The organism is Lysinibacillus sp. GJ-1 (assembly GCF_021166035.1).
In the GTDB taxonomy this organism is placed as follows: Bacteria; Bacillota; Bacilli; order Bacillales_A; family Planococcaceae; genus Lysinibacillus; species Lysinibacillus sphaericus.
Genome location: NZ_CP088912.1, coordinates 1,578,433 through 1,590,691, shown reverse-complemented (window position 1 = coordinate 1,590,691; position 12,259 = coordinate 1,578,433). Strand labels below are relative to the sequence as shown.

The 12,259-nt window shown below is 39.8% G+C and carries 14 protein-coding genes and 1 pseudogene; 4 read left to right on the top strand and 11 right to left on the bottom strand.

The window, feature by feature from the left end:
• Positions 1–189 precede the first annotated feature (189 nt).
• Genes panD through panB form a run of 3 tightly spaced genes read right to left on the bottom strand, consistent with a single transcriptional unit; the run spans position 190 to position 2,266 of the window.
• Positions 190–573 (bottom strand): aspartate 1-decarboxylase, encoded by a 384-nt coding sequence (panD, locus tag LO754_RS07455; protein ID WP_024364245.1) that lies wholly within the window; start codon positions 571–573, stop codon positions 190–192.
• 1 nt (position 574) lies between these two features.
• Positions 575–1,429 (bottom strand): pantoate--beta-alanine ligase, encoded by an 855-nt coding sequence (gene panC / locus LO754_RS07450; protein ID WP_231785913.1) that lies wholly within the window; start codon positions 1,427–1,429, stop codon positions 575–577.
• Positions 1,430–2,266, bottom strand: coding sequence for a 3-methyl-2-oxobutanoate hydroxymethyltransferase (gene panB, locus LO754_RS07445; protein WP_024364247.1), 837 nt, complete (start codon positions 2,264–2,266; stop codon positions 1,430–1,432).
• A 498-nt stretch (positions 2,267–2,764) separates the two neighbouring features.
• On the opposite strand from panB, the gene LO754_RS07440 reads away from it, so the two are divergent.
• From LO754_RS07440 to LO754_RS07430, 3 genes are read left to right on the top strand one after another with little or no spacing between them, the layout of a single operon-like run.
• Positions 2,765–3,085, top strand: coding sequence for a PadR family transcriptional regulator (locus LO754_RS07440; RefSeq protein ID WP_024364248.1), 321 nt, complete (start codon positions 2,765–2,767; stop codon positions 3,083–3,085).
• Complete coding sequence (locus LO754_RS07435) at positions 3,078–3,677, top strand: HAAS signaling domain-containing protein (RefSeq protein ID WP_231785912.1); 600 nt, start codon at positions 3,078–3,080, stop codon at positions 3,675–3,677. Before LO754_RS07440 ends, LO754_RS07435 begins: the two co-directional genes overlap by 8 nt.
• The gene (locus LO754_RS07430) at positions 3,678–4,511 is read left to right on the top strand and encodes a DUF4097 family beta strand repeat-containing protein (RefSeq protein WP_229389191.1); all 834 of its coding nucleotides are present in this window, start codon (positions 3,678–3,680) and stop codon (positions 4,509–4,511) included.
• A 315-nt stretch (positions 4,512–4,826) separates the two neighbouring features.
• On the opposite strand, the gene LO754_RS07425 is transcribed toward LO754_RS07430, so the two are convergent.
• The 7 genes and pseudogenes from LO754_RS07425 to LO754_RS07395 all read right to left on the bottom strand — a co-directional run bounded on the left by LO754_RS07425 (position 4,827) and on the right by LO754_RS07395 (position 10,477).
• Positions 4,827–5,810 carry a biotin--[acetyl-CoA-carboxylase] ligase gene (locus LO754_RS07425; protein WP_024364251.1) on the bottom strand — a complete coding sequence of 328 codons (984 nt, stop codon included), beginning with the start codon at positions 5,808–5,810 and terminating at the stop codon, positions 4,827–4,829.
• Positions 5,811–5,893: 83 nt separating this feature from the next.
• A complete protein-coding gene (locus LO754_RS07420; protein WP_029747403.1) occupies positions 5,894–6,430 on the bottom strand; it encodes a GNAT family N-acetyltransferase in 537 nt (178 codons plus the stop codon).
• A 153-nt stretch (positions 6,431–6,583) separates the two neighbouring features.
• Positions 6,584–7,759 carry a CCA tRNA nucleotidyltransferase gene (locus tag LO754_RS07415; protein WP_231785911.1) on the bottom strand — a complete coding sequence of 392 codons (1,176 nt, stop codon included), beginning with the start codon at positions 7,757–7,759 and terminating at the stop codon, positions 6,584–6,586.
• Positions 7,746–8,891, bottom strand: a complete 1,146-nt coding sequence (bshA, locus tag LO754_RS07410) for an N-acetyl-alpha-D-glucosaminyl L-malate synthase BshA (protein WP_024364254.1) — start codon at positions 8,889–8,891, stop codon at positions 7,746–7,748. The genes LO754_RS07415 and bshA overlap by 14 nt, the downstream gene beginning before the upstream one ends.
• Before the next feature lie 31 nt (positions 8,892–8,922).
• Entirely contained in the window at positions 8,923–9,327 is a 405-nt protein-coding gene (gene mgsA / locus LO754_RS07405) for a methylglyoxal synthase (RefSeq protein ID WP_024364255.1), read from the bottom strand.
• Between the two features lie 18 nt (positions 9,328–9,345).
• A pseudogene (dapB, locus tag LO754_RS07400) lies at positions 9,346–10,142 on the bottom strand (4-hydroxy-tetrahydrodipicolinate reductase).
• Complete coding sequence (locus LO754_RS07395; protein WP_024364257.1) at positions 10,142–10,477, bottom strand: nucleotide pyrophosphohydrolase; 336 nt, start codon at positions 10,475–10,477, stop codon at positions 10,142–10,144. The pseudogene dapB and the gene LO754_RS07395 overlap by 1 nt, the downstream one beginning before the upstream one ends.
• Positions 10,478–10,592: 115 nt before the next feature.
• On the opposite strand from LO754_RS07395, the gene LO754_RS07390 reads away from it, so the two are divergent.
• Positions 10,593–11,462 carry a YitT family protein gene (locus LO754_RS07390; RefSeq protein ID WP_024364258.1) on the top strand — a complete coding sequence of 290 codons (870 nt, stop codon included), beginning with the start codon at positions 10,593–10,595 and terminating at the stop codon, positions 11,460–11,462.
• A 105-nt stretch (positions 11,463–11,567) separates the two neighbouring features.
• On the opposite strand, the gene LO754_RS07385 is transcribed toward LO754_RS07390, so the two are convergent.
• A complete protein-coding gene (locus tag LO754_RS07385) occupies positions 11,568–12,242 on the bottom strand; it encodes a zinc metallopeptidase (protein ID WP_024364259.1) in 675 nt (224 codons plus the stop codon).
• Positions 12,243–12,259 lie beyond the last annotated feature (17 nt).

Below are 12,259 nucleotides of genomic sequence, written 5' to 3'. Positions count from 1 at the left end.
TTTATCATAAATACATCTCGCAGGTCATCCTTGCGCCATTTCAATAAAAAAATGCACGAGAATCATATGAATTATGCGAATTTTGCGAATAGTTCTGGTGACTGGCACCCAAAAAAATCCACTTCGCTTTCTGCGGATACACCGTTAGCGAAGTGGATTTTACTAAAAGAATTGTGTAGGTGACTGGCACTACAATACAGTTGCTTCTGGCTCGTAGGCAATCATTTCTTTAATGGTATTGCCTTCTCCCATAATGGCTACTGTCGGTTTATGGTCCTTGGCCTCTGCATTATCCACATAAACATAAGAAATAATGATTACAATATCTCCACGTTGTACGAGGCGCGCTGCTGCCCCATTGACACAAATCACGCCTGATCCGCGCTCACCTGCAATAATATACGTTTCAAAGCGCGCTCCATTGTTATTATTCACAATATGCACTTTTTCATTTGGTAACATTCCAACGGCATCTAAAATATCCTCATCAATTGTAATCGAGCCTACATAATTTAAATCCGCTTCCGTTACAGTAGCACGGTGGATTTTACTATTCATCATCATTCGTAACATGTTATTTTCCTTCTTTCACATTAAAAATACAATTATCAATTAAACGTGTTTTACTGATGTAGACGGCGGCTGCCAAAAGAACTTTTTCCGTTTGGGCTGTTACAGGCAGGAGATCCGGATAAGCCAATAATTCTATATAGTCAATTTTGCCATGTGTGCGTGCTGCGATATGAGCTTTTGCCTTTGCAAGGGCTGCTGTTGCATCACCATTTGCTAAAAAGCTATGTTGAGCCAGTTGCAAAGCCTCATAAATCGCCGGTGCTTCTGTGCGGTCCACCTCGTTCAAATATACATTACGAGAAGACTTCGCTAAGCCATCTTCCTCTCGGACAATTGGTACAACACGAATCTCTAAAGGAAAATGGTAATCTCGCACCATCGTAGAGATAAGTGCCACTTGTTGGGCATCCTTTTGTCCAAAGTAAGCACGTGTTGGCTGTGTTAAATGAAACAATATTGAGACCACCTGTAAAACACCATCAAAATGCCCTGGACGGCTTGCTCCGCATAGAAGCGTTGCCTGCTCACCTGCGCGGATACGAATACCACCATCATGCGGATATATCTCTTCCACACTTGGTGCAAAGATTATGTCTACACCGACAGATTGTGCTAAAGCAGTGTCCCTTGCCAAATCACGAGGGTAACTTTCAAAATCCTCATTTGGCCCAAATTGTGTTGGGTTAACAAAAATGCTCATCACAACAAGGTCATTTTCTGCACGAGCTTTTGATGCTAATGTTAAGTGACCTTCATGTAAAAAACCCATTGTTGGCACTAGGCCAATTGTTTTTTGTGCTCGTTTAGCTGCTTGAATTTCTGATGTCAGTGCTTTAATTGTAGTAATGACTTTCATTTACTTTACGCCCCCGTATAGCTGATCCAATGCTTCTTCTTTCATCGTAAAGGAGTGGTTTAATGTTGGAAATGTCCCTGTCTTCACAGCATTAACAAAACTTGCAATGCCGCTGCTGGCTTCACTCCCCATATCAGCAAATTGTGCTACAAATTTTGGCACATGGTGCGAACCATAACTCAGCATGTCATGGAAAACTAATACTTGTCCATCAGCCTCAATACCCGCCCCAATACCAATTGTCGGAATCGTAAGTGCTGCGGATACTAAATCCGTTAGTTGATGTGGAATACATTCTAAAACAACTGCACATGCGCCTGCTGCTTCACATTGTTTGGCATTTTCAATAAGTTGTGCTGCCTGTTCCGCGGTTTTCCCTTGCACCTTATAGCCTCCAAGCACGCCTGCTAATTGCGGTTGCAAACCTAAATGTGCAACGACTGGAATACCTGCTGATGTTAATTTACTAATCACTGGCACGACATCTCCTGCACCTTCAACCTTAAGGGCATCTGCACCCGTTTCTTGCATCATAGATACCGCTGTTTTTAACGTGTCATTGACATCCCCGTGATAAGAACCAAATGGCATGTCCACGACAACAAACGTATTTTTTGCCCCACGACGGACAGCTTTTGCATGATGAACCATATCGGCTACTGTCACTGGCATCGTAGAAGAATAACCGAGTACAACCATTCCAAGTGAATCTCCCACTAGAATCATATCAACGCCGGCTTGCTCGGCAAATGTTGCGGAAGGATAATCGTAGGCTGTTAGCATCACGATTTTCTCCCCATTTGCTTTCATCTTTAAAAAATCTGATGTTGTCTTCATTGTGTAGTCCTCCTTTTTTAAGGAAAGAAAACAAAAAAGACCTTTCTATTCCTAAATTTGGACAGAAAGGTCATGAGTTCGTTCAGTACCGTTTTTTCCTCAGTGATACATGATGAGGTTTTAACGTTAATTAGGCAGATAAAAACTAGTCGCGACTTATCATTTGCGATTAGGTTTCCCACTCAATCAAGTTAAATTTTGAACGTATCGTTTTCTTCCGTCCCTGTCTAAAAAGATCAAGGCAGATATTTGTTGTAAATTGTAAAACGCTGTTGAAGGTGCCGTTCACAAGGATACTGCCCTTCAGCCATTACTATAACAGATTCACTAGCTAATCTTCAAATAGTTTTTTCTAGCAATTCACTACAAGGAGCATTTATTTGTAAAGATAATGGTAAAAAAAATTGACAAGTATATACTATACGTCATATACTATCCACATACTATACAACATATAATATAAAACCTTGTATAGGTAATAGAATGTGAGGTGGAAAGATGACATTTCAGCTTGGCTCCGCATTACTTGACGCTTGTGTACTTGCCATTGTCGATAAAGAGGATGCATACGGTTACTCGTTAACACAGCAAGTGCAATCTGTGATGGATATATCCGAATCAACGCTGTATCCGGTATTACGTCGTTTACAAAAAGCTAATTATCTAACAACGTATGACCAACCCTATCAAGGACGAAATAGACGGTATTATCAAATTACCGAGCAAGGGCGTAAACGATTGCTCGAGCTTTTACAGGAATGGCAAATGTATAAACAAAAAGTTGACTGTGTACTTTTAGGAGGGAAATTAGATGGATAGAGAAAGCTATTTAAAAAAGCTACGAGGGAAATTACGGCGTCTTCCAGCGCATGAACTAAATGCAGCGCTTGTCTACTATGAAGAGTATTTTGATGAAGCAGGCGTAGAAAATGAGCAACAAGTTATACAACAACTAGGCTCTCCTTCTGTTGTGGCCTCACAAATAATGGCTGATTTTGCCTTAAAGGATTTAGATGCGACACCCGCTTCTACAAAGAAAAATATGACGGCTATTTGGCTTATTATTCTTGCAATCTTGTCGGCACCACTATCTTTACCATTACTTGCCGTAGCGGTAGCACTTATTATATCGGTTGGAGCAGTTATTTTTAGTTTTGTTATTGCAATCGTTGCAATGGTATTAAGTATTTTTTTTGGCGGTATTGTAGCACTTATTTCAGGAGTGCTCGTATTAACCGAACACTGGTCAACCGCATTACTCTTTATAGGCATAGGATTAGTAGTAACAGGTTTAGGCGTCCTGCTTTTCCCAATCGTTGCCCGCCTACTAAAGAAAATTGGTATGGTTTGCGTGGAAGTATTAGCAAACTTGTTCCATAAAATGACGAAAAAGCACAAGGGGGGACTATAGATGACTTCACGACATAAGCTCATCGCTTTTAGTATGATTACTTTAGGGATTTTACTTGCCGTCGTTGGTTTTACCTCTGGTGGTAAATGGGTAATTGTAAAAGGGGATAACGGCTTCTCTGTACCAAGTAATAATGGGCTCGAAAAGAATTCCCATACACTCGAAGCATTTTCAGATATCCATGTAATAAACAACTATGGAGATGTTGAAATACTTCAGGGCGATAGCTACACATTAGAAACAAATGTTGTTAAAAACACAGATGTATCTTACAGCATGGATAATGGTACATTAACAGTTGAAACAAAAAGTAAAGGAAAAAATGGCGTCACATTTGGCATTGGAACGTTTCAAACACCTTCTATCATCATTACTGTGCCAAAAGATGCAAAGTTAAATTCGCTTATAGTAGACAGTGATTTTGGCGATACGATGCTTCAAGGACTACACTACCAACAGCTAACTATCAAAGGGGATTATGGGGATATCCTACTCCAAAATATTACTAGTGACAAAACGGAGATTACACAGGCTTTCGGGGATTTGACACTCGAACAATTCATCAGTAATGGCTTTGTTGTTGAAAGCGAGCATGGAGAAATTGATATAGAAGGAACACTTAACGGTCAATCACAAATCACTTCTAACTTTGGGGATACAACATTAGACTTGCAAAATAAAAAAAGTGAACTAGGCTTTGAGTTAAAAACAAGCTTTGGGGAGATTACAGTGAATGATCGTGAGCACAATAGCAAGGCTTCACAACCTCTTGAAGGACATAATCAGCTAAATGTGTCTCTGTCACATGGGGATTTAGAATTATCCTTAAACTAAACGTCACATAGCCTCAGCGCTCATCATGAAACGTTATCTTACTTAAAAAACAAGAGAATGGGACAAAACTAAAAAAATTTAAGGAACAGAGGAAAGCTGTTCATAAATTTTTGCTATATGGGGACCTTAGCTATTCTTGCTTTTGCAATTAAAAAAATTAGAAGTGTTCACTAGTTGTTGGTAGCGGAGGTGGTGACTCCAGCTCAGAACAGCACATAATGTAAGACGCGGGCAACAACCGCATAGCAAAAAAGTGTTAGATTGATTGGGTTCAATCTAACACTTTTTCTCTTATGTCCCATCCTCTTTCATTTTTTATAAAATTTTAATATCACCTGAATAAATCGTTCGTATTGTCCCATCGTTTTGCGTTAGCTGAAGCACGCCATCATCTGTAATACCGCTAGCAATTCCTTCAAAGCGTTCTCTTAAAGTTGTCACTTCGATGCGTTGACCAATCGTGCACGACATCTGCTCCCAAAGCGCTTTAATACTAGAGAAGCCCTCTTTCACGTATAGTGCAGTAAACTGCTCCAAATATTGCAAAATTGTTGCGACAAGTGCAGCACGGTTAATTTCCTCCCCTGCCGCAATACGTAACGATGTCGCAATATCTGCGATGTCTGGTGAGAAATCGTTTTCTAGCTGGTTGGCATTGATGCCGATTCCTACAAGTAATGCTTGTACAAGATCTGCCTCTGCCTGCATCTCTGTTAAAATACCTGTGCATTTCTTACCGTTTATCAGTAAATCATTTGGCCATTTAATAGCAGGCTCTACATGTTTATACAATGTTTTAATCGCCATTGTAACCGCAACCGCTACGACAAGTGTGAACGAAGATGCTTGCTGTGGTGAGACATCTGGTCGTAAAATAATGGTCATCCAAATACCCGTACCATTTGCTGATTCCCATGGTCTTGCCATACGTCCACGCCCTGCTGTTTGTTCTTCACTAATCACAATTGTGCCATCTGGAGCACCTTCCTGTGCAAGTTTATGGGCAATGGTTTGTGTGGAATCGACTACATCAAAATAGTGGATTTCTCGCCCAAAACGCTCTGTATTTAAAAATAATTCTATTTGTGTGGGACTTAAGCTATTCGGTACACCAGTCAACATATAACCTTTTTTCTTAACGGTTTCAAAAGTATAGCCTTCCTCTTGCAACGTCTGCATATGCTTCCAAATAGCCGTACGTGAAACCCCTAGTGAATCTGCCAACTCCTGTCCTGAAACCGCCTCACCGCTAGATGCTAATAATCTTTTTAAAATTTCATCCTTCATGGACATACTCATACTCAAACCAATCCTTTAGTATTTTTCTTCATTGCAAACCTTAACCCATAACCTATCTCATTAGCACGAAATGCGAATAAGATTTACCATTCATGCTTTAAAATACTGAATAAAAGAGAATCTCGCCAGCCGTCTTTTAGTAGCAAATCTTGCCGTATTCTACCTTCGTAAGTCATACCGATTTTTTCTAACACTTTTGCCGAGCCTAGATTTCTTGGGTCACAAGTAGCAAAAATGCGGTGTAAATTGAATGCACTAAATCCAAATTCAATCAGAAGCTTTGCTACTTCAGTAGCGTATCCCTTTGCCCAATCATCTGGATGAATAATATAACCAATCTCACCTTGTCTATTGGTAAAATCCCGAATATTCATTTCTCCAGCACCGATGACTCGATTCTTTTCCATAACAGCAAAAACGAAGCGACTTCTCGGAACGTTAGCCGCCTCCAAAACTACTTGTGTTACAAAATCTTGTGACTCTTTCTCGGAATTCGGACCCCAAGGTTGATATTGGCAAACAATTGGTTGCGATGCATATGCATGCACAGCGCTCCAATCTTGTTGTTCCATTTCTCTCAGTATCACTCTCTCACCTTTTAAATGGTTCATGTCAATCATCACCCAAACACCCCTTGATTGAAATTTACTTCACGATTTATGTATAAAGTGTGTGCTATGTCCCAAAAAAGATAAAGCAAGTGACCCTTTTAATGACGTATTTTCATGGTCACTTGTTGTCACTTGCTTAATTTACTTTATATCAACAATGATTCATCCTTTATGGACATACGCACGCTCAAACCAATCCTTTATGTGGTTTCGCTCATTTATTAGCTCCCCGTTAACAACAGCCGTTAGAATCCTTTGCAACGCTTCTTTTAACCATGGACCACGTTTTTGTTCAGACCATTGTAGTAAATCCATTCCATTGACTACAAGCTCTTGGCGATTTCTTATTGGTAATCTTGCCTGCACTTCACGTATACTGTGCTGCGAAATGGTAACTTGCTCTTTCAATTGTGCAAAGTAGTGTGCTGTTTCAAGCTCCTCAAGCGAATACGTAAAATAGTCCATGCTCGTCCAGCCATTCTGTAAGGCATGGAACGCACTTAAAACAGCCTTCACAAATGCCATTTCCTTATTCGATAAACGATAAGCACGCAACACTTCCTGCCAATTTTCTTTTTGTCCAAGAGCAAAATACGCCCAACCGCAAGTTGCATTTTCTACAGCAAAACCACGCCAATGGTCTACTTGGAAATCCCCTTGTAAATAAGACACAAGTCCACTTTCTTCAAGCTTTTTAATGCCATTATATACATCTTTTCCTAGCCATAGCTTATCAAGTTCAGCCTTCATGCGCTCTTTGGCAACCCATGCAATATCGGGGGCTTTTTGCTGCATTGCCTGAAGGGTAGCCGCTTCAATCGAAAAGCCAAGCTGTGCTGAAAATCGCACAGCTCTTAACATTCGTAAGGCATCCTCGGCAAAGCGCACCTTCGCCTCCCCTACAGCTCGAATCACGCTAGCCTCAATATCACGTTGTCCACCGTAAAAATCAACAAATGACCCATCTCTACGCATGGCTATAGCATTCATCGTAAAATCACGACGCTGTAAATCTTCTTTCAAGGAACGTACAAAATGAACTTCCTCAGGTCTTCGATGATCTGTATACTCTCCATCTGTGCGATAAGTTGTTACTTCAACATACTCTTCTGGCACAATGACAAGTACAGTTCCATGTTGAATACCGATATCAACGGTACGATTAAAAACAGTTTTAACTTCTTGTGGCAATGCATTTGTCGCTACGTCAACATCATGTGCAGGACGATTTAAAATTGCATCTCGCACAGCGCCACCTACGACAACTGCTTCAAAGCCAGCCTCCTCCAATTGCTCAATAACTGTGAAGGCTGCTTGCCATTCTTTAGTGTTTTGCATGGTTTATTTCCGCTACCTTTTCATACAGTTGTTCATACTGCTCGACAATTTTAGATGAATGGAATTTTTCATTGACTGCGCGCATTGCTGCTTCACGGAAACGAAGTAATTTATCTTCATCATTTAATAATTCTACAGCATACTCAGCTACTGCATCTGTATCGCCTAATTCTACTAAGTAGCCATCGACACCATGATCAATGACTTCTGGTATTCCACCAACGTTCGAACCGATACATGGCACACCACAAGCCATTGCTTCTAGCAGTACAAGGCCAAAAGATTCCTGTTGAGACAGTAATAGCTTTAAATCACTAATAGCGTATAATTCAGCTAAATTTTCTTGCTTGCCTAAAAATAAAACATCCTTCACATATGGACTTTCCTTTACTTGGTCCATCACACGATGCTTTTCAGGTCCATCTCCTACTAACAATAGTTTCGCTTTCATATTAGCGCGGATTTTCATAAAGGCATCGACAATATGAGGAAGGTTTTTAATTTTACGGAAATTTGACACATGAATGATAACTTTTTCATCAGCTTGAATACCAAACTGTTCTTTTAAGTTACCAGCGTCAAGTGGACGATATTCACGCTCATCTACAAAGTTATAAATTGTTTCAATTGGTTTTACTGTATCAATTAGTTTGTAAGTTTGTTCTTTGAGTGACTGTGATACTGCTGTGACAATATCAGATTTATCAATGCCGTATTTAATAGCTTGTGAAAGCGTTGAATCCTGTCCAAGCACGGAAATATCTGTGCCGTGTAGCGTTGTCACAATACCTATATTTTGCCCACTCATTTCTCGGGCTAGCACCGCACATACAGCATGTGGGATAGCATAATGTACATGGAGTACATCTAGCCCTTCATCTTTAATCACGTCCGCCATTTTACTCGCTAATGCAATATCATACGGCGAATACTGAAATACTGAATAATTGTTTACTTCTACTTCATGGAAAAAGACGGTCGGATAAATTTTATTCAATCGAAATGGTACGCTGGAGGTGATGAAATGTATTTCGTGTCCTCTCTCTGCAAGCATTTTTCCTAATTCTGTTGCAATCACACCAGAGCCTCCAACAGTTGGATAACAGGTAATGCCGATTTTTAGCTTTCTCATTCGATGATCATCCTTTCTAAAATCACGTCTTTTAGTCTCGTCTTTCTTGAATCAGTCTCCAATCCACAAAGCCTTCTTGTAGGCCTTTTAGTAATATTTCTGCAGTTCCCATATTTGTTGCCAGTGGCACTTGGTAAACATCACAAAGACGGATAAGTGCAGAAACATCTGGCTCATGTGGTTGTGCTGTTAATGGATCACGGAAGAAAATCACCATGTCCATATCATTATTGGCAATCATAGCGCCAATTTGTTGGTCTCCTCCAAGAGGACCTGAGCGAAAACGTGTAATTTCTAAGCTCGTAGCTTCCATCACACGTTGCCCTGTTGTACCTGTAGCATAAAGCGTATGCTCATTTAAAATATCGCGGTAAGCAATAGCAAACTGTACTAGATTATCTTTTTTGCGATCATGTGCAATCAATGCAATTTTCATAAGTATTCCATCCGTTCTTTAGATGATGTTTTCTAAACCATAAACGAGCTGATCCATTTTCATAACTTCTTCTACACAAAAAGCAACGCCAGACATAAAGGAATTACGATTTAATGAGTCATGACGGATTGTTAACAGTTGGCCGTCTCCTCCAAATAATACTTGCTGGTGTGCCACTAAACCAGGTAAGCGAACAGAATGAATGCGCATGCCATCAAAATCTGCTCCTCTTGCTCCTTCAATCGTTTCTTTCTCCTCTGGATGACCTTGCATTTTTTGTGCACGCACCTCTTGGATCATTTGTGCTGTTTTAACCCCTGTACCAGATGGTGCATCTAACTTCTGGTCATGGTGCATCTCAATGATTTCTACATCAGGTAAATATTTTGCTGCTTCTTTAGCAAATTTCATCATCAGAATCGCGCCAATCGCAAAGTTTGGTGCAATAATACAACCTAACTCCTTCTCATTCGCAAGTGCTGATAATTCTTCTAGTTGTGCATCTGTAAAACCTGTTGTACCAATCACTGGTCGTACATTTAAATTTAATGCTTCTTTTGTATGATGATATACTGCATGTGGATTCGTTAAATCGACTAAAACATCAGGGGCCTTTGCCTCTACTAGTTCATGCATATCTGTAAATATTGGTGCTGTATAGCTTGCTGGGAACATTTCTAAATCAGCTAATGTATGACCAACCTCTTTATAATCTAGTACAGCTACTAACTCCATTTTGGCATGTTTCATGACTGTATGTACAGCTTCTGCTCCCATTTTTCCTCTTGGCCTGCAATGGCTACACGAATCGACATTATTCCTCTTCCTTTCTTGTCCAGCGATCCTTATCTCTCGTCTCAAATTTATGTATGACACGCAACAGTGCCTCATCTAATTTTATACCTTGTGCATTTGCAAAGCATACTAAAACAAAGAAAAAGTCACCTAGTTCTTCTTCAATACTATTCGTTTCTTCTGTGCTCTTTTTCTTTTTTTGACCGTAAACGTCCTGCACTTCGCGCGACAGTTCTCCAAGCTCTTCCGTTAAACGTGCGAGTAGTTCAAAAGGTGGGAAATAACCTTCCTTAAATTGCCCAATGTAATCATCCACACGTTTTTGCAAGGCTTGCATCGTAATCTGTTCTGTCATCTAATATCACACTCCTAATTACCATCGTATAAAATTTACACCATTGTTGTCAAAAACAATAAAATGACAGATAATAGAATCCACTACTTCATAGCTAAGAACTACAGGAGGTCTTATGTTTAAACAGATTAAAATACGTAATATTATCGCAATAATGCTCGGAGCAGCCATTTTTAGCTTTGGTTTTGTACACTTTAATATGCAAAATCATTTAGGTGAAGGCGGTTTTAGCGGAATTACCCTTGTTCTCTATTTTACACTAGGTTGGGACCCCGCATTACTTAATTTACTGTTGAATATTCCAATGTTTATTTTAGGTTGGCGCTTACTAGGTAAAAAATCTTTTATTTACACATTAATTGGTACCATTTCAGTATCAATTTTCCTGAAAATTTTCCAGAAATACCAATTCACTATTCACTTAGAGGATGATTTATTTCTCGTGGCATTGTTTGCCGGTATCTTCGTTGGACTTGGACTAGGAATTGTGTTCCGCTTCGGAGGTACAACTGGTGGTGTGGATATATTAGCACGTCTCGGACATAAATATCTAGGCTGGAGTATGGGGAAAACCATGTTTATATTCGATGCCATTGTTATTTTATTATCTTGGCTAACATTTTTAGATGCACGTTCAATGATGTACACGCTTGTCGCTGTATTCGTAGGTGCTCGTGTTATTGATTTTGTACAGGATGGCGCCTATTCAGGGCGTGGCGCACTCATTATTTCAGAAAAATCTAGTGCGATAGCGGATATGATTACTTTGCGCATGGAACGAGGTGTCACGATTTTAGAAGGTCACGGTCACTTTACAAAACAAGCAAAAGAAGTAATTTACTGCGTTGTTGGACGCAATGAAGTTGTACGCTTAAAATCGATTATTCATGAGGTCGATCCGCATGCTTTTGTCTCTATTTCAGAAGTTCGGGATGTTGCGGGAGAAGGCTTTACGCTGGACGATCAAAAGCAACCTTTACATTAAGGTTCACATATTGCAGTAGCGCAGATTAAATAGATTCTAAAATACTAGCTATGTAAATAAATTAAAAAAACTTGTTATAGTGGTTAACCCACTATAACAAGTTTTTTAGTCGTCACTACGCATATTTGTAAATATTAATATTAAACGTAATAATTCTAATACAGCTACTGCTGCTGCTGCCACATAAGTTAACGCAGCGGCACTTAACACTTTACGTGCAGGGCGTTCTTCTTCATTGGTAATAATACCAAGGGAATTCATTTGCACTAATGCACGCTTCGATGCATCGAATTCAACTGGTAGCGTAACTAATTGGAACACTACGCCTGCTGCTAATAGGACAATACCTAGTAATAACATGTTTGATAATCCAGAAAAAATACCAATCATAACGAATATCCAAGATGCGTTTGATGAAATATTTGCAACTGGTACAAGCTTACTACGTAAAGTAAGCATTGAATATGCCTCTTTATGCTGAATAGCATGACCTACTTCATGGGCAGCAACTGCTGCGCCAGCAACACTTGCTTCATAGAAATTGCTTTCTGATAATGCGACTGTTTTTGTCGCAGGATTGTAGTGATCAGATAACACACCTTGGGTTGGCACAACTCGCACATCGTACAAACCGTTCGCATCTAAGATCGCCCTAGCTACCTCAGCACCAGTTTGTCCCTTCATGGTACGTTCCTTTGCAAACTTTTTATACGTACCTTTTACCTTCATCTGTGCGTACAATGGCAGCAGCATAATAATCGCAAAATAAACAATATACATGCTTGTTGACAATTTTC